The organism is Streptomyces sp. NPDC017943 (assembly GCF_044328425.1).
GTDB lineage: Bacteria > Actinomycetota > Actinomycetes > Streptomycetales > Streptomycetaceae > Streptomyces > Streptomyces djakartensis_A.
In genome coordinates this window covers 624,808-645,560 of sequence record NZ_JBIRHH010000004.1, presented here as the reverse complement: position 1 = coordinate 645,560, position 20,753 = coordinate 624,808, and the positions used below count along the sequence as shown (strand labels likewise).

Annotated in this window: 14 protein-coding genes and 2 tRNA genes; 7 read left to right on the top strand and 9 right to left on the bottom strand. The window is 75.0% G+C overall.

What is annotated here, in order from left to right; all coding sequences use genetic code 11:
* Positions 1-42: 42 nt before the first annotated feature.
* The 4 genes from ACH4C6_RS16500 to ACH4C6_RS16485 form a co-directional block, all read right to left on the bottom strand.
* Positions 43-1,080: a hypothetical protein gene (locus tag ACH4C6_RS16500; RefSeq protein ID WP_398109254.1), complete on the bottom strand. Its 1,038-nt coding sequence runs from the start codon at positions 1,078-1,080 to the stop codon at positions 43-45.
* A 14-nt stretch (positions 1,081-1,094) separates the two neighbouring features.
* Entirely contained in the window at positions 1,095-1,418 is a 324-nt protein-coding gene (locus tag ACH4C6_RS16495; RefSeq protein ID WP_398109253.1) for a PadR family transcriptional regulator, read from the bottom strand.
* A 171-nt stretch (positions 1,419-1,589) separates the two neighbouring features.
* Positions 1,590-1,662, bottom strand: a tRNA-Arg gene (locus tag ACH4C6_RS16490).
* A gap of 185 nt (positions 1,663-1,847) precedes the next feature.
* Positions 1,848-1,938 (bottom strand) — tRNA-Ser (locus ACH4C6_RS16485).
* Between the two features lie 210 nt (positions 1,939-2,148).
* On the opposite strand from ACH4C6_RS16485, the gene ACH4C6_RS16480 reads away from it, so the two are divergent.
* The 3 genes from ACH4C6_RS16480 (at position 2,149) to ACH4C6_RS16470 (ending at position 8,587) form a co-directional block, all read left to right on the top strand.
* Positions 2,149-2,664, top strand: coding sequence for an SSI family serine proteinase inhibitor (locus ACH4C6_RS16480; RefSeq protein ID WP_398109252.1), 516 nt, complete (start codon positions 2,149-2,151; stop codon positions 2,662-2,664).
* A 353-nt stretch (positions 2,665-3,017) separates the two neighbouring features.
* Positions 3,018-7,919: a PAS domain-containing protein gene (locus ACH4C6_RS16475; protein ID WP_398109251.1), complete on the top strand. Its 4,902-nt coding sequence runs from the start codon at positions 3,018-3,020 to the stop codon at positions 7,917-7,919.
* Between the two features lie 71 nt (positions 7,920-7,990).
* On the top strand, positions 7,991-8,587 hold the full coding sequence (locus ACH4C6_RS16470) for a hypothetical protein (protein ID WP_398109250.1): 597 nt from the start codon (positions 7,991-7,993) through the stop codon (positions 8,585-8,587).
* On the opposite strand, the gene ACH4C6_RS16465 is transcribed toward ACH4C6_RS16470, so the two are convergent.
* On the bottom strand, positions 8,584-9,162 hold the full coding sequence (locus ACH4C6_RS16465; RefSeq protein WP_398109249.1) for a TetR family transcriptional regulator: 579 nt from the start codon (positions 9,160-9,162) through the stop codon (positions 8,584-8,586). The genes ACH4C6_RS16470 and ACH4C6_RS16465 overlap by 4 nt on opposite strands.
* A gap of 132 nt (positions 9,163-9,294) precedes the next feature.
* Between ACH4C6_RS16465 and ACH4C6_RS16460 the strand changes: the two genes are divergently transcribed.
* Positions 9,295-10,500 carry an MFS transporter gene (locus tag ACH4C6_RS16460; RefSeq protein ID WP_398109248.1) on the top strand — a complete coding sequence of 402 codons (1,206 nt, stop codon included), beginning with the start codon at positions 9,295-9,297 and terminating at the stop codon, positions 10,498-10,500.
* 31 nt (positions 10,501-10,531) lie between these two features.
* On the opposite strand, the gene ACH4C6_RS16455 is transcribed toward ACH4C6_RS16460, so the two are convergent.
* The 3 genes from ACH4C6_RS16455 to ACH4C6_RS16445 all read right to left on the bottom strand — a co-directional run bounded on the left by ACH4C6_RS16455 (position 10,532) and on the right by ACH4C6_RS16445 (position 13,525).
* Positions 10,532-12,208 (bottom strand): long-chain fatty acid--CoA ligase, encoded by a 1,677-nt coding sequence (locus ACH4C6_RS16455; protein WP_398109247.1) that lies wholly within the window; start codon positions 12,206-12,208, stop codon positions 10,532-10,534.
* 152 nt (positions 12,209-12,360) lie between these two features.
* A complete protein-coding gene (locus ACH4C6_RS16450; protein WP_398109246.1) occupies positions 12,361-12,924 on the bottom strand; it encodes a SigE family RNA polymerase sigma factor in 564 nt (187 codons plus the stop codon).
* 274 nt (positions 12,925-13,198) lie between these two features.
* Positions 13,199-13,525, bottom strand: a complete 327-nt coding sequence (locus ACH4C6_RS16445) for a hypothetical protein (RefSeq protein ID WP_398109245.1) — start codon at positions 13,523-13,525, stop codon at positions 13,199-13,201.
* Positions 13,526-13,898: 373 nt separating this feature from the next.
* Here ACH4C6_RS16445 and ACH4C6_RS16440 point away from each other — a divergent pair, with 373 nt between their 5' ends.
* The 3 genes from ACH4C6_RS16440 to ACH4C6_RS16430 all read left to right on the top strand — a co-directional run bounded on the left by ACH4C6_RS16440 (position 13,899) and on the right by ACH4C6_RS16430 (position 15,952).
* Positions 13,899-14,768, top strand: coding sequence for a bifunctional DNA primase/polymerase (locus tag ACH4C6_RS16440; RefSeq protein WP_398109244.1), 870 nt, complete (start codon positions 13,899-13,901; stop codon positions 14,766-14,768).
* A 55-nt stretch (positions 14,769-14,823) separates the two neighbouring features.
* The gene (locus tag ACH4C6_RS16435) at positions 14,824-15,285 is read left to right on the top strand and encodes a hypothetical protein (RefSeq protein ID WP_398109243.1); all 462 of its coding nucleotides are present in this window, start codon (positions 14,824-14,826) and stop codon (positions 15,283-15,285) included.
* A 94-nt stretch (positions 15,286-15,379) separates the two neighbouring features.
* Positions 15,380-15,952, top strand: a complete 573-nt coding sequence (locus tag ACH4C6_RS16430) for a GNAT family N-acetyltransferase (protein ID WP_398109242.1) — start codon at positions 15,380-15,382, stop codon at positions 15,950-15,952.
* Positions 15,953-16,140: 188 nt separating this feature from the next.
* Here ACH4C6_RS16430 and ACH4C6_RS16425 read toward each other — a convergent pair whose 3' ends face one another.
* Positions 16,141-20,712, bottom strand: coding sequence for a hypothetical protein (locus tag ACH4C6_RS16425; protein ID WP_398109241.1), 4,572 nt, complete (start codon positions 20,710-20,712; stop codon positions 16,141-16,143).
* Between the last annotated feature and the right edge of the window lie 41 nt (positions 20,713-20,753).

Below are 20,753 nucleotides of genomic sequence, written 5' to 3'. Positions count from 1 at the left end.
CGGCGCCCCGCACGCGCCGGCCACCGGGTGCACGCACCGGCCTCAGGACGCCGAGCGGCCGCGGGACGCGGACTCCTTGATCCACGCCCGGGCCGTGTGCCAGACCCAGTAGGCGGCGGCACCGGCGTAGAACCAGAACCGGGGGGAGGAGAGGTCGGCGTCGCGCAGTTCGTCCGTGAAGAGCGAGACGACGAGCACGGTCAGCGCGGTGACGCCGTACAGCTTGCGCCGCGCCAGCCGGCGCTCCCGCCGGGGGCCCTCGGCCAGGCGCATCGCGTAGACCTCGGCACTGCCGAAGGCCTCCTCGGCACGGTCGCCGGACGCGGCCAGATGCTGACGGGCCTCCCGCACATGGGCCCGCGCCTGCGCGGCCGGCATCGCGTGGCGTCCGCGCAGCAGGCCCTCGACGTGGGACAGCCAGCGCTCGTCGTCGCCCCGCAGCCCCGGGGTGAACCAGCGGTCGACGGTGGCGTCCGGGAAGGCGACCGCCGCGGCGCTCAGCGCCACGCCCGCCACCGCGAGGGCCGGGACCGGGAACGTGAACAGCGGCTCATCGGGCAGGAAGGCGGCGGCGGTGGCACCGCCGCCCAGCGTCACGAGCGCCGCCGAGGCGAAGAGCCACGAACCGGTGATCCGCCCGGCGGCCCGGGCCGCGAGGACGGCGGACGTCAGGACGGCGGTCAGCACGACGGCGGTGAACGCCGCGATCGACGACCAGCCGGCGTCCGCCCAGAGGCCGCCGTCGATCCACCGCAGCACCCCGACGACGACTCCGGCCAGACCGAGTGTCGCGAGGGAGGCGGTGAGACGCTCGCCCGGGGTGAGGCCCTGCGCGTCGACGCGCGCCCGGTCCTCCTCGCCGATCCGCTCCGCGGCCACGGAGCGCGCGTACGCCACGGGGTCGCCGAAGAGGTCGTGCGGCGTGCGGCCCGTCTCGGTCACCGCGTCGTGCGCCTCCGCCAGGACCTGGTGGATCAGGTCGGCGGAGGCCTGCTGGTCGAGCGTGAGGCGCAGCTCGACGACCGCCGCCCACGTCTCGTCCTCCTCGCGTGTCCAGCCGAGCTTGTTCGTCGTGGTCAAGACGATCCCCCTTCTCAATCCCCGAGCAGCGTCGCGACGGTCCCGTGGAGGTCGTGCCACGCGGCGCTCTCCCGGCGCAGCCGTTCCCGTCCGGCCTCGGTGATGCGGTAGTACTTCCGGCCGGGCCCGCCCTCGCCGGCGCCCCACTCGACCTCGACCGCGCCCTCCTCCTCCAGGCGCGTCAGAGCGGGGTACAGGGTCGCGGGCTTCACGCCCTCCAGCCCGGCCTCGGCCAGGCGGCTCAGCAGGGCGTACCCGTAGTTCTTCTCCTCGGTGTCCAGCACCCCCAGCAGGCAGAGGGGCAACACCGCCCGCGTCCACGCCGCGTTCACCGCCACCGGCCCTCCCCGGGTTCTGATCAGCCGACTATTCGATTATCCAGAATAGTAGGCTCTACGGAACCTCTGCGCGAGGGCGGCTCACGGGAGCGCGGGGAACGGGGAGTTGACCGGACAGCGCACGCGGAAACGCCAGAGGCCCCGGATCACTCCGGGGCCTCTGGTCTGCTGTGCACTCGGCAGGATTCGAACCTGCAACCTTCTGATCCGTAGTCAGATGCTCTATCCGTTAAGCTACGAGTGCTTGTTCTGTTGTTTCGCCGCTCTCGGGCCTTTCGGCTCGCTCGCGGCGACAGGAAGAACATTACATGACTGCCGCCGCCATGTGAAATCCATTGGCCGCACCCCTTGTGAGCTGCGAAAACAGGGTCAGCGGGGGGCAACGACAGCGAAGCCCCGGTCGGATGACCGGGGCTTCGTGATCAGGTGCGGAGGCGGAGGGATTTGAACCCTCGATGGGCTTTAAGACCCAAACCGCATTAGCAGTGCGGCGCCATAGACCGGACTAGGCGACGCCTCCAGCGCATCCACCCGCGCGAGCGCGAGTCGGTGCGTGCCGATGATGACACAGTCGAGCGGGGTGTCACCAATCGACCCCTACGGTACTAGGCGGGAAGGGCGCGGGGCAAAGGCCTTGTCAGGTGGTGCGGGTCGCCGGAACCGGACCGGGCGGGCGGCAGCGGGGGAAGGGGCGCAACGTCCGGCGCCGCCTCGCGTTAGGCAGGGCATGTTGCGTGCCACCCCCCGGGCCACCGCCCGCCCCGCCCTGCGGCGCCTCCTCCTCGGCGCCGCCGCCTCCGTCGCCGGCGTCGGTTCGCTGGCCGCCGTGTCCCCGGCCGCGTACGCCGACGCCACCGGGACCGACCCGCTGCTCCGCGAGTGGGTCGACGACCTCCAGGACCGTGACCACCTCACCGTCACCGTGCGGAACGCCGGAGAGGGGGTGGACGGCACCTTCGAGCTGTACTGCGGCCCCGACGGCGGCAGCCACCCCGACCCGCGCGGCGCCTGCGCGGCCCTGGAGCGGGACACGCGGTGGGGCCGGGACGTCTTCGCGCCGGCCCCGCAGGGCGGCATGTGCACCATGCAGTACGGCGGGCCGGCCACCGCGCACGTCACCGGCACCTGGGCCGGGCGCCCCGTCGACGCGACGTACGACCGCCGCGACGGCTGCCAGATCGACCGCTGGGACCGGCTCGTGCCGCTCCTGCCCGGCATGGGGGAGAAGCCGGACGCCGTCCGCTGAGCCCTGCCGGCCGGGTCCCCCCTCCACCGGGGACCCGGCCGGACCCGTCCCGCACCTCCACCGCACACCCATGTGCGCCACACTCCGCCCACATCAGGCCGGCTCGGCCGAAACATACAGAAACGTCTTCGTCGTAAAGGTCCCGCGAAGGTCCCGCGACGTCGTCGCAGGAGGGCGGGCGTTCGGGGTCGCCCGCGTGCCGGTCCGGGGTCACTTCCCCGTGCGACGTCCCTCTCATCCGGCGTCGCGAGCGCAACCCCAGCCCTTAGACTCCCTCGCGTGACACGCTGCGGGACGGTTGGCAAGATGGCCCGAGCGGTCGGCAAGGTGCGGTAACAGGAGGGAAGCGTCTCGTGAGCAGCAGGCCATCCCGAGGCGCTGCTCGCCTCGCAGCCATACTGGACGCCCTCCCCGACGCGTTGGTGCTGGTCAACGCCAACGGGACGGTGGTCAACGCCAACACCATCGCCCTGGAGGCCTTCGAGACCCCGGGCACCGCCCTGGTGGGGCGCGGGCTGCTCGACCTGCTGCCGCAGTTCGACTCCAAACTCATCCCGGGTTCCATGCGCCGGCCCGAGCACCTCGACCCGCGGGCGCGCACCAAGCCGACCCGGATGGTGGCGCGCAGGACCGACGGGACGGAGTTCCCCGTCGAGGTCACCAGTGCGAATCTCGAGAACGGGCAGCAGGCGTACGACGGTTACGGCTACACCGGCGACGAGCTGCTGATGCTCGTCGTGCGCGACCTGTCCGGGACCGTGGACACCGAGGCCGAGCTGGCCCGGTCGCAGCGGCAGACCGAGATGATCCTGCGGGCCGCCGCCGAGGGCGTCGTCGGCACCGACACCGACGGGCGGATCGTGCTCGTCAACCCGTCGGCCGCGCAGATCCTGGGCTACCGGGCCAGCGATCTGGGCGGACGCGAGCTGCACACGCTCGTCCTGCACTCGCGGGCCGACGGTTCGCCCTTCCCCTACGAGGACTCGCCGCTCGCCGACACCCTGCGCTCCGGGCGCAAGCACCGGGTGCGCGGGCAGGTGCTGTACGCCAAGAACGGCGCCAAGGTCCCGGTCGACCTGACGACCGCGCCCGTGCGCGACGGCGACCAGCTCGTCGGCGCCGTCATGACCTTCACCGACCGGCGGCCCTACGACGCCGTCGTCGAGGAGAAGGAGGCGGCCGAGAAGGCCCACGCCGAGGAAGTGGAGCGGCTGTCCGAGGAGCATGCCTCCGAGCTGACCGCCCTGCGCCAGCAGCACGTCACCGAGCTGGAGGAGCTGCGCGAGCGGCACGCCGAGGAACTCGCCGCCAACGAGGAGCGGTACGCCGCCCTCGGGGAGCGGGAGAAGGACCGGTTCGACGCGCTCTCCGCACGGCACGAGCAGCTGCTGACCCTGCTGGGCCGGTCCCTGCGCGGGCCGCTGGAGGAACTGCGCCGCGAACTGGCCGCGCTCGCCGCCGACGACGCCGGGCAGCTGTGGCCCGAGGCCAACCAGGTGCTGCACCACCTCTCGGCCGGCTACTCGCGCATCACGACCCTGATCGACAACGTCCTCGGCTTCCAGCGGCTCGACGCGGGCAGCGAGAACGTCGCCCGGACGAAGGTGATGCTCGACGCCGTCGTCGCCGCCGGTGTCGACGGGGCCGTGGAACTCATCGGGCCCGGGCGGGTGCAGTTCGCCGTGCACGCCCCGCCCATCGAGGCCGAGGTCGACCCCCGGCTGCTCGCCACCGCCCTCGCCCATCTCGTCGCCGACGTGGCCGGGGTGGACGCGACCGGCAACTCGCCCGTGTCGGTGGGCGGTTACATGGACAACACCGTCGTCGTGGCGGCCGCGCAGCGCGGTGAGGTCGTCCGCATCGAGGTCCGCGGGCCGTACGCCGGGGGCGACAGCGTGCACGAGCCGATCGTGCGCGGGATCGTGCGGGCCCACGGCGGCGTCCTGCAGACGCACGACGTGCCGGGGATGAGCGGCAGTGCGTACGTCCTCGAAGTCCCGCTCGGCGGCGGGGCCGGGGCCGTCACCGGGCAGCCGGTGGACGAGGCGGCGGCGGCGCCCGCACTCGCGTCCGGCGAACAGCCCTCCGGCGCGGGGCGCCGCCGTGCCCGGCGGGGCGGCACCGACGCCTTCCTCGACGGGGACGCCCCCGCCGGTGACGGCGAGGACGAGGCGGGCTCCGGTGCCGAGGGCGGCGTGCCGACCGGTCGGCGCAGGAGGCGCGCCGCCGGGGAACCGGCCGCGCTGCCCGCGCAGGCCTCCGGCGAGGACGCCGCCTCGAGCGGTACCGGGCGGCGTCGCGGCCGGGCCGCCGAGGACGCCGGTGCGGCGGCCGTCGGCAGCGCGGTGCAGGGTGTCGCCGAGGGCGCCGTCGTGATGGCCGGGGAGCACGCGGGCGCCGCCGCCTCGAACACCGGGCTGGGCGGCACCGTTCCGCCGCAGGGCGTGCCCGTGCCGTCCGGGCGGCGTGCCCGGCGTGAGCCCGGTGAGCAGCACGCGCTGCCCGCGGCGCTTCCAGCGGCGCCGTCCGGCGCGCAGGGCCAGGACGCGCAGGGCTCGCAGGACTCGCAGGACCAGGATCAGGGTTCGGCGCAGGCACCGCAGCCGACGGGGCGCCGGCGCAGGGCGCTGGCCGCCGCGAACGAGCGCGCCGCGGCCGCGCAGCAGGCTGCGGCGGCCGGACCCCGTCCGGTCTTCGCGCTGCCGCCCGCCGAGGCCGACCAGGTGGCACCGGGTGCGGGCACGGGTACGGGCCCGGGCGCGCAGGCGCCGTCCGGGCAGACCGGTGCCGGTGGGACCGCTGGGGCCGGTGCTCCGGTTGCCGGGCAGGGAGCCGTGGCGGTGCCCGGCGCCGCCGGTGACGAGCGCGTCGAGGAGGGGCGGCACGATGCCGTTCCGCACGACCGGTCCGACGATCACACGCCGCCCCAGCCGCACCCGACCAGCCGGCCGACCGGGCGCCGACGGCGTGCCGTGGCCGCGCCGGAGTCCGCCGGGGCACCGGCTCCCGACCCGTCCGTGCCGGCTCAGGCTCCGGCTCCGGCTCCGCAGGGTGCCGGGCAGCCGGGGGCCGTGCCGGGGCTTCCCGGCCAGGCGGCCGCCGCGTCCGCGGGAGCCGCTCCGGTGGCCGGCGGGCCTGCGGGGTCGATGCCTTCCGTTCCGGTGCCTGCGGGTGCCGTGCCCCCTGGTGCCGGTGCCGGGCAGGGAGTAGTTCCCCCGCAGGGTGTCCCGGCCCAGGGGTTCCCCGCCCAGCAGGACGCCGGGGCCGTTCCGCCCGGACAGGCCGTGCCGGCACCGGGCGTGCCCGGTCAGGCCGCGGCGCCCGCCGCTGGGGTCGCGCCGGGTACGGGTGTGCCCCCGCAGGGCAACGCCCCCGGCATGCCGACGAACGCCGCGGCGCCGCAGGGCGTCGCCGGGCCGCATCCGGACGCCGGGCCGCCGCAGGCAGGTCCTCTGCCCGGCCCGGGCGGGCTCGGGCACAGCGTGCAGGGGGTGCTTCCGGGCCAGGCGGTGCAGTTGCAGGCGCAGCCGCTGCCTCCGCAGGCACCGGCCGTACCCGACCAGCACGCCTCCGCCGCTCAGCCGCTGCCCGCGGAGGCCGCCGGGCAGAACCCGGGTGTCCCGGCCCAGGCGGGCCCGGCTCGGACGACCCCCGCTCAGGCCGCACCGGCTCAGGCCGCACCCGCTCAAGCCACACCCGCGCAGGGGACCCCGGCTCAGGGAACCCCCGCCCCGGGCACGCCGGTCCCCGGCGGATGGCCCGCCGGGGGCGGCACCTCGGGCGCCGGTGTCCCCGTGCCCCCCGTGCCTCCGAACGGTGCCGCGCCGAGCGCCCACCCGCAGGGCGCCCCGGGCGCCCCGAGTCCGGCTCCGAGTGCCCCGAACGGGGCGTCCCAGCGGAACACGCCCGCTCCCGGGACCCCGGTGCCCCCGCAGGGTGCCGCTGCGCGGGGGGCGGCCCAGCCGCTGCCCGCCGAGGCCGCGGCGCCCGTCGACCCCAACTCGACGCAGGGACGGGCGATCAGCGTCCGGACGCTGGGGCAGGGCGTGCCGTTCACGCGGCAGGCGGCCCAGGTCCAGCAGCCGTCGGCCGCCCACGGCCCGGCGACGCCTCCCCCGCACGCGCCGGGCGGTTCGGGCCGCCGCCGCAAGCTCGGCACGCCGCCCGACCCGGCCGCGCGTGCGGAACCGCAGGCCGGTCCGGACCAGGCACCGCGACCGGCGGACCGGGCGGGCCGTCCCGAGCAGGCCGCCCTGCCGCATCCGGCGGCCGAGCCGACGCCTCCCGGCGGGACCCCCGCCGGCACGCCGGTCCCGCCGGGCGCCCCGGCTCCCGCGCCCATGCCCGCGCAGCACTCGCTGGCCGGGCAGACGCGGCTCGCGCCGGTGACGGAGGGCGGCGGGCGTTCGTACGCCATAGGCGCGCCGGACGAGAACGCGGCCGAGGGCCCCGAGCCGCTGGACGGTCCCGGCGGGGCCGTCGAGGTCGCCGATCCGCCCCGGCCGCAGCCGATGGACGACGAGCTGCCGCCCGAGCCGCTGGACAATCCGCGGCGGCTGCTGGTGTGGCCCGCGCCGGACGTCAGCACCCAGCAGGCGCTGAGCGACCGCGGCTACCGGCCGGTGATCGTGAACTCGCGCGAGGAGGTCGACGCGCAGATCGCGGCGTTCCCGGCCGCGCTGTTCGTCGACCCGCTGACCGGGCCGATCACGCGCACGGCGCTGCAGTCGCTGCGGCAGGCCGCGGTGGCGGCCGAGGTGCCCGTGCTGGTCACGGCCGGGCTGGGCCAGGCCTCGCGGGACGCGGCGTACGGGGCCGACCCGGCGGTGCTGCTGAAGGCGCTGGCGCCGCGCGACAGTGAGCAGCACCCGCCGCGGGTGCTGCTGATCGAGGAGCACGCCGAGATCGCGCTGGCGTTGACGGCGACGCTGGAGCGGCGCGGCATGCAGGTCGCACGGGCCGCGAGCGACGCGGACGCGGTGACGCTGGCGGGGCAGTTCCGGCCGAACCTGGTCGTGATGGACCTGCTGCAGGTGCACCGGCGGCAGGCGGGATACGCCGGGATCGTCGACTGGCTGCGGGCGAACGGGCAGCTCAACCGCACCCCCCTCGTCGTCTACACCGCCGCCGTCGACCAGGCGGACCTGCCGCGGCTGGCGTCCGGCGAGACGGTGCTGTTCCTGGCGGAGCGGTCGACCAGCAACGAGGTGCAGACCCGGATCGTGGAGCTGCTCAGCCGGATCGGCACCAACTAGGACCGGCCGGGGCGCAGTCGGTTGCCGCCCTGCCGCGTGTGCCCACCGGCGGCGACGGCATGATGGCCGGCATGGAGTCTCTCGCCGCGGCAGGTCTGCGCATCGTGGACGGATGGACCGAACCCGACGGGCTCCTCCCGCCGGTCGTCGCCGGCCAGGCGGCGAGCTGCCCCCACGACGAAGGGCGCGTCGAGGCCATGCTCGACGTCCTGGAGCCGCGGTTGCGGGAGAGGGCCAACGCCGACTGGTACCGGCTGTCCGTCGAGGGAGGGCTCTTCTCCGGGACCGACCGCAGGTTCCTCCTCGCGCTCGGGCCCGGTGAGGACCGCCCCGCCCGATGGTTCTGCGTCGAGTTGCAGCGTGAGTGGGACGTCATGGGCGAGGGCGCTGCCGGCCTGCTCGGCAGTGCGCCCTGCCGCCCCGAGTTCCGCATGCTCTCGCTCGACGGGAACGTGCTGGTCTTCGCGACGACGTGGGAGCACGACATCAGCACCTCCGTGCTGACGGCGCCGCATCGCTCGCGGGTCCTGCGGCGGTGGGCCGAGGCGGTGGCGGAGGGCACGATGGACGAGCCGGACCACCCACCGCTGAGCCTGGCGGCACGCCGCTGGCTCGACATGAACCCGGTGACGGACCGGCGCCAGGACGGCCCGCCCGTGCGGCCCTAGCGGGCCGTCAGGCGGCGGGCCGCCTCCTTGACCGAGGCGCGCAGCCGGTCCCGGTCGGGGTCGCCGCCGCCGACCAGGATGCGCCGCATCTGCGGGACGACGGCGGTCCAGTTGGCGAGCGCGGTCAGCAGGAACAGCAGGTCGGCGGCCGGGATCGCGTCGGTGACGACACCCCGCTCCTGCCCGTCGCGCAGGGCGGCGACCTTGCGGGCGTAGTGCTCCTGGCGGTCGGACTCGTGGGGCAGTTCGGCGCTGCCGTACTCCAGACCCTCCCAGAAGAGCAGGCGCAGCAGTTCGGGGTGGGCGGCGTGGTAGTCCGTCAGCCGGTCGATCCAGCCCTCGATGTCGTCGGGGTCGACGGGGACGGCCTCGGCGAGGTGGAGCATCTTCCGTTCGAGGACGATCGCGAAGAGCTCGGCCTTGTTGCCGAAGTAGGCGTAGATCAACTGCTTGTTGGCCTTCGCCTCGGCGGCGATGCGGTCGATGCGGGCGCCGGCGATCCCGTGCCGGGCGAACTCGGCGACCGCCGCCTCGAAGATCCGGGCCTTGGTGGCCTCGGGGTCCCTTGCTGCCATGGGGGAGAGGGTAGCGCGCCCAGGTAACCAACTGTTTGGTTGACAGGGAATGACGGGGCGGCCCAGACTGTTGGCGCCATCAGCCAACCAACCAGTTAGTTGTTAGAGCCGACTCCAAGGAGTCCTCCCCTCATGCCGACAGCGACCACGACCACCACTCCCCGGGCGGGCCGTACCCCGGCGCGGATGCCGCGCACGCCCTCCCCCGGTCTCTTCCTCACCCTGCTCGCGGTGTGCAGCGCGGTCACCGCCGCCAACATCTACCTCGCCGCGCCGCTGCTGTCCCTGATGGCCCGCGACTTCGGCTCGACCCCCTCGGCCCTGGCCTGGATCGCCTCCGTCGCACAGCTCGGCTACGCGGTCGGCCTGCTGTTCTTCGCGCCGCTCGGCGACAGCGTCAACCGGCGCCGGCTGGTCGCCGGGCTCACGCTGGTGACCGCTCTGGCGCTGGCGGCCAGTGCCCTCGCGCCCGGCGCCGGGATCCTCGCGGTCGCCGTGTTCGTCGCCTCGGCGGCGACCGTCGTCCCGCAGCTGCTCGTGCCGCTGGTGGCCGAGCGGGCCCCGGCCGAGCGGCGCGCCCGGCATGTCGCCGCCGTCATAGCGGGCCTGTTCACCGGCATCGTCGCGGCCCGGGTGCTGGGCGGGCTGGCGGGTCAGGCCTTCGGCTGGCGCTGGGTGTTCGCGGGCGCCGCCGTGCTGACCCTGGTCCTGGGTCTGGCGACCGCCTGCGTGCTGCCCTCGCGGCGCAGCAGGCAGGGCTCGCTCTTCTCCGGGCTCGCCGCGCTGCCGTCGGTGCTGCGGGGCTCGCCGGAGCTGTGGCGGGCCTGCGTGCGCCAGGCCGGGATGTTCGGCGCCTGGAGCGCGCTGTGGACGTCGCTCGCCGTGCTGCTGACCGGGCCGGCGTACGGCCTGTCCACCGCGGCCGCCGGGCTGTTCGGACTGTTCGGGCTGACGGCGAGCGCGGTGGCGCCGCTGGCGGGCGGGCTGGTGGACCGGTTCGGCGCGGGCCGGGTGGTGCGGTCCGCGTACCTGGTGGCGGCCGTGTCCGTGCCGCTGTTCCGGCTCGGCGGGCACACGCTCGGCGCCCTGTTCGCCGCCGCGGTCGCGATCCACGCGGCGCTGGTGGCGTCGCACGTCGCCAACCAGACGCTGGCCCTGACCTCGACCTCCACCCCGGCCACCGCCAACACCGCCTACGTGGTCGCCGGCTTCGCGGGCGGCGCCGCCGCCTCCGCCCTCGCGGGCGCCGCCTACGGCCACTTCGGCTGGGACGGGGTGTGCGCGGTGGCGGGGCTGTGGCTGCTCCTGGGCTGGGGCGTGACCGCCGTACGACGGTGAGGCGCTGCCGTACGGCGGTCCGCCGGGGGCGTCAGAGGCGGGTGACGTCCAGCTCGCCCTGCGCGTACTGCTTGCGCAGCACCTTCTTGTCGAACTTGCCGACGCTGGTCTTCGGGACCGCCTCGACGATCGTCCAGCGCTCCGGGAGCTGCCACTTGGCGATCTTGCCCTCGTCGGCGAGGAAGCCGCGCAGGTCCTCGAAGCCGACGGAGGCGCCCTCCTTGAGGACGACCGTGGCCAGGGGCCGCTCGCCCCACTTGTCGTCGGGCACGGCGACTACGGCCGCCTCGGCGACGTCCGGGTGGGACATCAGGGCGTTCTCCAGCTCGACGGAGGAGATCCACTCGCCGCCGGACTTGATGACGTCCTTGGCACGGTCGGTGAGGGTGAGGTAACCGTCGGGCGAGATGGTGCCGACGTCGCCCGTCTTGAGCCAGCCGTCCTCGCTGAACTTGTCGGCGGGGCGCAGCGGTTCGGCGTCGGGACCGTTGTAGTAGGCGCCCGCGATCCAGGCGCCGCGCACCTCCAGCTCACCGGCCGACTCCCCGTCCCACGGGAGGCGTTCGCCGCCGGGGCCGGTCAGCCGGGCCTCGACACCGGCCGGGAAGCGGCCCTGGGTGAGGCGGTAGGCGAACTCCGCTTCGGTGCCGACCGCGGAGGCCGGCGGACGCGCGACCGTGCCCAGCGGGGACGTCTCCGTCATGCCCCACGCGTGGCAGACCCGCATGCCCAGCTGGTCGAAGGCCTCCATCAGCGACGGCGGACAGGCCGAGCCGCCGATGGTGACCTGGGTGAGGGAGGAGACGTCGCGGGGGTGCGCGGTCAGCTCGGCGAGCAGGCCCTGCCAGATGGTCGGGACGGCGGCGGCGTGGGTCGGCTTCTCGCTCTCGATCATCGCGGCGAGCGGCACCGGCTGGAGGAACCGGTCCGGCATCAGCATGTTCACGCCGGTCATGAACGTGGCGTGCGGCAGGCCCCAGGCGTTCACGTGGAACTGCGGGACCACGACCAGCGAGGTGTCCTGGTCGGTCAGGCCCATCGACTGGGCCATGTTGACCTGCATGGAGTGCAGGTAGATGGAGCGGTGGCTGTAGACCACGCCCTTGGGGTCGCCGGTGGTGCCGGAGGTGTAGCACATGGCGGCGGCCTGGCGTTCGTCCAGCTCGGGCCAGTCGTAGGTGACCGGCTTGCCGGCGATCAGGTCCTCGTACTCGTGGACCTGCGCGCTGGCCTCGGCGAGCAGGGAGCGGTCGCCCGGGCCCGTGACGACCACGTGCTCGACGGTCTTCAGGTGGGGCAGCAGCGGGGCGAGCAGGGGGAGCAGCGAGCCGTTGGCGATGATCACGCGGTCGGCCGCGTGGTGGACGATCCACGCCAGCTGCTCGGGCGGGAGGCGGAGGTTCAGGGTGTGCAGGACCGCGCCCATGGAGGGGATCGCGAAGTAGGCCTCGACGTGCTCGGCGTTGTTCCAGGCCAGGGTCGCCACCCGCTCGTCGCCGGTGACGCCGAGGTCCTCGCGCAGCGCGTGGGCGAGCTGGGCCGCGCGGGCGCCGATCTCCGCGAAGGACCGGCGGTGCGGTTCGTCCTCACCGGTCCAGGTGGTCACCTGTGATGTCCCGTGGATCGTCGACCCGTGGGTCAGGATCCTCGAGATCAGCAGCGGTACGTCCTGCATGGTGCTCAGCACGGCGTCCTCCCGGGGCGACATTGCCTGCGCGGTGGTAAGGGATGTGCGCTGATTCTGCGCACATACCGCGCGGTATGTCACTAGGACCGGGCGATCGATCACATCACGCCGCGCCGGAGGAACGGATCACGGGGGCGGACGACGGCTGTTCGGGGGCTTGCGGTGCCGGCGGGTCAGCGGCGGGCGAGTTCCAGCTCGGTGTCCTCGCGGAGCTTGCCCAGGGCGCGGGAGACGGCCGACTTGACCGTGCCCACCGAGACGCCGAGCACCTCGGCCGTCTGCACCTCGCTGAGGTCCTCGTAGTACCGCAGGACGACCATCGCGCGCTGCCGGGCCGGCAGCCGCATGATCGCCCGCCACATCGCGTCGCGCAGGGCCTGCTGCTCGGCCGGGTCCTCGCCGCCGCCGGAGCGCGGTTCGGGCTCGGGCAGCTCGTCGCAGGCGAACTCGTCGACCTTGCGCTTGCGCCACTGGGAGGTCCGCGTGTTCAGCAGGGCCCGGCGGACGTAGCCGTCGAGGGCGCGGTGGTCCTCGATCCGCTCCCAGGCGACGTACGTCTTGGTCAGGGCGGTCTGCAGCAGGTCCTCGGCGTCGCTCGGGTTGCCGGTGAGCGAGCGGGCGGTTCGCAGCAGCACCGGCCGGCGGGCTCTGACGTACGACGAGAACGACGGGTAGGGAAGGGTCTGCGCCGCTGGCGCGGCCGCCTTCGAAGCGGTGGTGCAGACGAGTGTGGTCATGGCTCCACGCTAGGAGCGGGGTGTGCCCGGCGGATCGGCCGCAGGTCCCGAAGCGGGGTCCCCCTCAGGTTGTAGGGGTGGGGGTGACTGCACCTCCTGTAGGTGGAGCGGGGGCCGGGGAGTACTGCGGGTTCGTCCCTGAGGGGACGGCCGCAGCCGTCCGCACGCACGCCTGGGCGGCGGTACCGGAGTACCGCCGCCCAGACCCGTGCCTCCCCATGCAGGACACCCCCCGCGCCCCCCGGGCCGGCGCCGCCGCACCGGCCCCGTCAGCTCACCACCACAGCGGGGTGAAGCTGATGGCCGTATTGGCGTTGCCCTGGTTGACGGCCGTGAAGGCCGAACCGTTGACCTGGGCGGTATTGCTCTGGTTGGAGGCGCCGTCGCCGACGGCCTGCTGCTGTGTGGTGGCCGCGTTGCCGAAGTTGTCGCCGCCGACGCCGCTGCCGAGGATGCCCTGCTCGGCCTCGCTGACGGCCGCGATCGATCCGCCGTCCGCGAAGGCGCCGTTGTCCGCCGCCGCGACACCGGCGAAGAGAGCGGCCGCGAGCGGAAGGGCGGAGACGGCTGCGATGACGCGGGCGGTGCGGATGCTTGCCATGGTGCTGTCCCTCCAGGACTCCGGGAAAACCGTGGTCGTGCCGGCCGAGGCCGGCGGTGCTGTGTGAACTGCTGGTCTCACCGGGGAAGTTGGCCGGCCGCCCCGGTGCGGTGCTCGACGTCGCGAGTCCAGAGTTGCCCGCCGAACCCCGGCGAACCACCTCGGAAGCCACTCTTCGCACGCAAGCGTGAGGACAAGTCGATAAACCCCCTCGCGTCACTTCCACCCCGGACCGGGGCGAACGGGAGCTTTCGATCCCGGGCGCCGCAAGAGGTGAAGCGTTACGGCACCTTTCCCCCGTCGCCCACCGCCCCCGGCGCGTCCCCCCTCGCTCCCCCTTTCCTTTTTCGAACGTACGTACGAAACTAGAGTCATGGCCACCACCGACCGGCAGGCCACGACGCTGGCCCTCGCGCACGCCCTGTCAGCCGCCGAGCGCGGGCTCGCCGTCATCCCCCTGTCGCGCACCAAGCTGCCCGCGCTGCGTTCCCCCCACCGCGACGACCCCCTGCCCTCCCCCTGCCACGGCGAGTGCGGCCGCCTCGGGCACGGGGTGTACGACGCCTCCAGCGACCCCGCCCGCATCCGCGAACTGTTCGCCGCCGCGCCCTGGGCGACCGGCTACGGCATCGCCTGCGGACTGCCCCCGCACCACCTCGTCGGCGTCGACCTGGACGTGAAGACCGGCACCGACTCCTCGGCGGCCCTGCGCGAGCTGGCCTTACGGCACCTGTTCACCATCCCGCCGACCGTGGTCGTCGTGACGCCCTCGGGCGGGCGGCACCTGTGGCTGAGCGGCCCGCCCGACGTGGTCGTCCCGAACTCGGCGGGCCGCCTCGCGCCGGGCATCGACATCCGCGGCGCGGGCGGCTACCTCGTCGGCCCCGGCTCACGCACCGCGCACGGCGTCTACGCCGCCGCCCCCGGCACCGCCCACCTGCCGCCCGCCCCCTGCCCGCGCTCCCTGCTGCGGCTGCTGCTCCCGCCGCCGCCGCGCAGCCACCGGCACCTGCCGGACCCGGCCGGCGGCCACGGTCAGGGCCTGGTCCAGTTCGTCCTCGCCGCGCACGAGGGCCAGCGCAACACCCGACTGTTCTGGGCCGCCTGCCGGGCCTACGAGGACGGCATCGGACCCGGGCTCGTGGAGCCCCTGGTCGAGGCCGCCGTCGACACCGGCCTGTCCGAGCGGGAGGCCCGGGCGACCGTCGCGTCGGCGGCGCGGCTCACCGGACACCGGCCGTGACCACCGCCCCGCCCCTGCCGAGCGCGGCCCCGACCAGGAACAGCGAAAGACCCCCATGCCCCAGCACGTCAAAGCGCCGGCCCTGGCGCTCGCCCGCCTCGTCCTGGCCTCCGGCCGCCCGGTCGACCTCGCCGAGCTGCGGTTCACCTCGACCTACGGCGACCTGGAGGGCTATCCCTGCAAGCCGGTGAACGACCTGCGGATCCGGACGCTGCTGCGGTCCGCCCGGCGTGCCCGGCCGGGCACGCCCGTGCACCTGGTCCCGCCGCCGCGCGAGTACCCCGACCAGTACGCGGGCGGTCTCGGGCCGGTGGAGGTGCTGCCCCCGGTGGCCTGCCTCGGCACGTTCCACTCCGCGGCCCTCGACCCGGCCCACGACCCCGTCGCCTACCGTTCGCGCCTCACCGTCCTGTGGTTCCAGTCCGCCCCGCGCCTGCCCGCGGACTGCCGGACCGAGCCGGGGCTGCGGGACCTGGACTGGCACCGGCTGGCCCGGGACGCCCGGGCGTCCACGTAGGGCCGCCCCCAAGGACCTCGACAGCGTCACCCGCTCCACGACGGGCCGGCCGGTACCCCCGGCGCCGCAGTCCCGGGCGTGACATCGTGGGCGTATGAGCATCGTCGTGCGGCCGGCCTCGGAATTCGAGGACGTGCGCGCCGTCCTGGGCCCGAAGTCACCCGGCGCGAACGTCTGCTGGTGCCTGAGCCACCGGATCCCGTCCCGGCTCAACAACGAACTGCGCGGCCCGGCGCGCGGCGAGTACGTCGCCGGCCTGTGCCGCGCCGACACCGCCCCCGGCGTGCTCGCCTACGACGGCGCGGAACCGGTCGGCTGGGCCGCCGTCGCCCCGCGCGCGCAGACCACGTTCGCCCGCAACCGCAGGATCCCGCACGTCGACGACCTGCCCGTGTGGTCCCTGTGGTGCGTCCGGGTCCGCCCCGGCCACCGCAAGCAGGGCATCTCGCACGCCCTGATCGCCGGCGCCGTCGAGTTCGCCCGGTCGCACGGCGCTCCGGCCGTCGAGGCGTACCCGCTGGACAACGGCGACGCGAAGGTCGACCTGACCATGGCCTACGCCGGTCTGCGGAAGAACTTCGCCCGCGCGGGCTTCACCCTCGCGGCCCCGACGACCTCGGTCCTGGCCGGCCATCCGCGCGTGCTCATGCGCCTCGACCTGCGCTGACGCAGCACCGGGCCGCGGACGGCGAAGACCCGACCGCTGGCGACGGGGGATGCACCAGCGGTCGGGCCATGGCCAAGGGTAACAAGCGCTTGCGCCCCGCGAGCCGACTCCGCGGGACTGGACGCCGGTTGTGACTGGTATCACTCAACTCCCTTGCCCCACACGGCTGTTGGGGCGAGCAGTCTCGTTCAGCCGTCGCAGGGCGGGTCGTAGGACAGCCGGGGCAGGTACTCGTGCCAGGTGTCCGGGGTCAGCACACCCCGGGTCAGGGCGCACACCCGCTGCGCGGCCCGGTCGACGTCCAGGTCCCACAGCCGGATGGAGTCCGCTCCGCTCGACACGGCCAGCATGCCGCTGCGCGGGTCGAACGCCAGGTAGTTGCCGGCCTTGGCGCTGGTCATGGACTGGCCGATCGCGTCGGCCGCGGCCGGGTCGGACACGTTCCACAGCCGCACGGTGCTGTCGTTGCCGCCGCTCGCCAGCCTGCGGCCGTCCCGGCTGAAGGTCAGCGCCACGACCGCCTCGGAGTGGCCGGTCAGCCGCTTCCGCAGCACGGCCCGGGCGGGATCGGACACGTCCCAGAGGCGGACGGAGGTGTCGTCGCCCGCGCTGGCCAGCGTCCGGCCGTCACGGCTGTAGGCGAGGACGTTGACCGCGCCGAGGTGACCGCGGAGCGGGGCGCGGACCAGGGAGACCCGGCCCGGATCCGCCACGTTCCACAGCCGGATGGTGCCGTCCGCGCTGCCACTGGCCAGCGTCCGGCCGTCCGGGCCGAACACCAGGTGGTTGACGTAGCCCTTGTGCCCGGTCAGCGGCGTGCCGAGCGGACGCGGGCGGGAGCGGTCGGAGATGTCCCACAGCCGGATCGTGCGGTCGTCGTCGGCGGTGGCCAGGGTGCGGCCGTCCGGGCTGAAGGCGAGCGGATCGGCGTACCGGATGCGCAGCGGGACGGGCGGGCCGTGGGCGACGGGACGCGCGGGATCGCCGACGTTCCACAGCTGCACGGCCCGGTCGCCGGTCACCACCGCCAGGGTGCGGCCGTCCGATGAGAACTCCAGCGAGCGCACGTCCCCCTTGCCGGGGCGGAACGGCTCGCCCAGCCGCACCGGCCTGCTCGGCGCCCGCACGTCCCACAGCCGCAGCCGTCCGTCGCGCCCGGCCGTGGCCAGCACCTGCCCGTCCGGCCGGAACGTCCCGGTCCGGCCGGTCATGTCCGACCGCGGCAGCGCCCACAGCCGCACCTTGTTGTCCCCCGCGCCGGTGGCCAGGGTGCGCCCGTCCGGACTGAACCCCAGCGCGAACATCTCGCCGCTGCTGCCCGACAACGGCCCGCCCACCTGCGCGGGATGCGCCGGATCGGCCACCTTCCACAGGCTCGCCGTGGTGTCCGAGCTGGCGGCGGCGAGCATGCCCCCGTCGGGGCTGAACGCCACCGACCAGACCGGTCCGGTGTGGCCGGTCAGCGGCGTTCCGATGGCCTCGGGGCGATCGGATCCGGCCATGTTCCACAACCGCACGGTGCCGTCCTCGCCCCCGCTGGCCAGCGTCCGCCCGCCGGGGCTGAACGCCACCGAGTGCACGGTGGAGGTGTGGCCGGTCAGCGGCCTGCCGGCCGGCTCGGGGCGCCCCGGGTCGGTCGTGTCCCACAGGCGGATCGTGCCGTCGTCGCCGCCCGCCGCCAGGGTCCGGCCGTCCGGGCTGAACGTCACCGAGCGCACGGCGGCCGTGTGCCCGGTCAGGGGCGCGCCCCGCGCCCGCGGCCGGCGCGGATCGGTCATGTCCCACAGCCGTACGGTCCGGTCGTCGCTCGCGGAGGCCAGCGTGCGGCCGTCCGGACTGAAGGCGATCAGGTAGATCGTGCCGTCGTGGCCGGTCAGCGGCTTCCCGAGCGGCTCGGGGCGGCTCGGGTCGGTCACGTCCCAGAGCCGGATCGTGCCGTCGTCGGACGCACTGGCCAGGGTCCGGCCGTCCGGGCTGAAGACCGCGCTGCTCACCCAGCTGGTGTGACCGGTCAGCGGCTCGCCCAGGGCCTCGGGCCGCTGCGGGTCGGCCACGTTCCACAGCCGCACGGTGCGGTCGTAGCTGGCGGTGGCCAGGGTCTGGCCGTCGGGGCTGAAGGTCGTGAGGTAGACGGCGCCGGTGTGCCCGGACAGGGGAGTGGCCAGCGGGGCGTTCACGACGGAGATCAGCCGGCTGCTCGCGCCCTCGTCGTCGGGCCGCAGCCGGTGGGCGACCAGGTCGAGCTGGGCGGACAGCGACGGGTCGGTGTCCCGGACGCGGTCGGCCTGGGCGAGCACCTGCTCGAACACGGCCTCGTCCCGCTGCTTCCAGGCGATCACGGCCGCGCCGACCGCCAGCAGGGCCAGTGCCATCAGCGACGCCACCGCGGCCCGGCTGATCCAGATGACCCGCCGGCGCAGCCGCACGGACGCGGCCAGGAACTCCACCGCGCTGCGGGTCAGGAAGGTGTCCCCGGCCGACTTCGCCCAGTTGTGGGCCTGTTCGAGGCGGGAGCCCCGGTACAGCAGCGACGCGTCGCGGTGCGACTCCTCCCAGGCCCGGCCGTCCTCCTCCAGGCGCTGGCGCAGCAGATTGTCCTGCCGGTCCTCGTCGATCCAGTCGCGCAGCCGCGGCCAGGCGTGCAGCAGCGCCTCGTGCGTGATCTCGACGGTCTCCGCGTCGAGCGTCACCAGCCGGGCGCGGACCAGCGCCTCCAGGGACTCCTCGGTCTTGCCCGGATCGGCCGACTCCTCGGCGAGCTGGCGCCGGGTGCCGCGCCGCCGCGTGGCCTGGGTGTCCTCGCCGAGCCGCACCAGCCGGAGCAGGAGCAGCCGGGCCGCCGTGCGCGCCGCCGGGTCGAGGCGGGACCAGGCCCGTTCGGCCGTCGCCGCGACGGCGCCCTGGATGCCGCCGGCCGCGCGGTAACCGGCCAGGGTCAGCCGGCCCCCCTTGCGGCGCTGCCAGGTGGCCAGCAGGGCGTGCGACAGCAGCGGCAGCGCGCCCGCGTCGTGCGCCCCGCGGGGGCCGTCCGCGCTGACCTCCCGGACGATCAGCTCCGCGAGGCCGGGCTCCAGTTCCAGTCCGACCGCCTTGGCCGGGCCGGTCACCGCCTCGCGCAGCTCGGCGGCGGTCAGCGGCCCGAGCACCATGTGCCGGTGCTGGAGGGCGTCAGCCAACTCGGGGTACCGCAGGCACTGCTCGTAGAAGTCGGCGCGGATGCCCAGGACGACGATCGCCGGGGCCGGTTCGCCCGGAGCGGCGGGGGAGCAGGCGGCGTGCAGCGCCTCGACGAAGATCCGGCGCTCGGTCTCGTCGGAACAGAGCGTGAACGTTTCCTCGAACTGGTCCACGATGACGACGGGACGGGCACCCGACGGATCCTCACGCCGGGCCCAGGCGGTGACGGCGGCCCGGACGGCGGCGGAGAAGGGGGGAGTACCGGGTTCCGGGGCGGAGGCCGAGGTCGCGGGGCCGGTGGCGGGGGTGTCCGGTGGTGCGGGTGGGGGTGGGTGGGGGGTCGTCGTGGGGGCGTTGGGTCGGGACGTGGGGTGGAGCGACGCGCCGGGCGGATCCGGCGAGCCGGTCGGGTCGGGGTGCGCACTCGGGGCGGGTGAGCCGGTGGGGTCGGACCGGCCGCCGGGTGCTGCGTCGAAGTGGACGTTGGGGTCGAGAGGAGCGCCTGCGCCGGAGTGGGCATTGGGGTCGGGGTGACCACCTGCGTCGGAGCGGCCGCTGGGGTCCGGGTGGGCGCTGAGGTAGGGGTGACCGCCGCCGTGGGAGCGGCCGCTGGGGTTGGGGCGACCGGTGGGGCCGGGGTGGCCGCTGGAGGTGAAATGGCCGGTCGGGGCGGGTGATTCGGTCGCGGCCGTGGGACCGGTGGGGGCGTCCCCGGCCGGAGACGCACCGTGGGCGACGTGGTCCGGGGCGGTGCCGTGGGCCTTCGCCTCCGGGCTTGCCCGGAAGGCGTCCCCCTCCGGCGACGTCCCCGCCGCTCCCCCGGGTCCCCGCACGGCCGGGAGGACCGAGGCCAGTTCGGGCACGCGCCGGGTGAGTTCCGCCAGCGGATCACTGCCCGGCAGGAGTTGCACGACCAGCCGCTCCCGCCCGGTCCGGCCGTCACCGTCCGCTTCGGGCAGGGCGTCGTCGTCGGCCAGCGCCCCCTCCCGCAGGGCCGGCACCAGACCGGCGTTCAGCAGGGAGGACTTGCCCGCTCCGGACGCGCCGACCAGCATCACCAGGCCGCCGGCCGGCGGCACGGCCGCCAGCTGCTCGACGAGCGCGTCCGTACTGCGCTCCCGGCCGAAGAACCAGCGGGCGTCCTCCAGCCGGTAGGAGGCGAGTCCCCGGTACGGGCACACCCAGCCCGGAGCGGGCGCGGGATCGGCCGGGACCTGCTCCTCGGCCGGGGACGCCGCCGGACGTTCGCCCGCCGGCCCGGCCACCGCGCTCTCCCACAGCCGCTGCCACTGCCCGACGTCGTACAGACCGGGGGACACCGGGGCCGGCCGGGCCCTGCGCGCCTCGGGGATCAGCACCTGGAGCACCGCGGCGAGGGCGGCGAACTGGGCCGGTACGTTCCGGGCCCGCCGCCAGTCGCTGATGCGCTGGGCGGACACCCGCACGGGCCGCCCGCGTTCGTCGACCCGCTGCAACCGGACGACCGCTTCGGAGACCCGCTTGAGCGGGGGATTGCCGGCTTCCTTGTACAGCAGGGCGAGGCGTTCCGCGAAGGCGGTGCGCGCCCCCGAGTCGGAACCCAAGGTCTCCCCTCCTCACTTCCGATCGCCTGGACGTCCGGTCC

Excerpts from the sequence above, each read along its gene's own strand:
- ACH4C6_RS16460 (WP_398109248.1), top strand. The coding sequence starts at position 9,295 with ATGCCGACAGCGACCACGACCACCACTCCCCGGGCGGGCCGTACCCCG.
- ACH4C6_RS16445 (WP_398109245.1), bottom strand. The coding sequence starts at position 13,525 with ATGGCAAGCATCCGCACCGCCCGCGTCATCGCAGCCGTCTCCGCCCTT.
- ACH4C6_RS16470 (WP_398109250.1), top strand. The coding sequence starts at position 7,991 with ATGGAGTCTCTCGCCGCGGCAGGTCTGCGCATCGTGGACGGATGGACC.
- ACH4C6_RS16430 (WP_398109242.1), top strand. The coding sequence starts at position 15,380 with ATGAGCATCGTCGTGCGGCCGGCCTCGGAATTCGAGGACGTGCGCGCC.
- ACH4C6_RS16450 (WP_398109246.1), bottom strand. The coding sequence starts at position 12,924 with ATGACCACACTCGTCTGCACCACCGCTTCGAAGGCGGCCGCGCCAGCG.
- ACH4C6_RS16455 (WP_398109247.1), bottom strand. The coding sequence starts at position 12,208 with ATGTCGCCCCGGGAGGACGCCGTGCTGAGCACCATGCAGGACGTACCG.
- ACH4C6_RS16465 (WP_398109249.1), bottom strand. The coding sequence starts at position 9,162 with ATGGCAGCAAGGGACCCCGAGGCCACCAAGGCCCGGATCTTCGAGGCG.
- ACH4C6_RS16440 (WP_398109244.1), top strand. The coding sequence starts at position 13,899 with ATGGCCACCACCGACCGGCAGGCCACGACGCTGGCCCTCGCGCACGCC.
- ACH4C6_RS16435 (WP_398109243.1), top strand. The coding sequence starts at position 14,824 with ATGCCCCAGCACGTCAAAGCGCCGGCCCTGGCGCTCGCCCGCCTCGTC.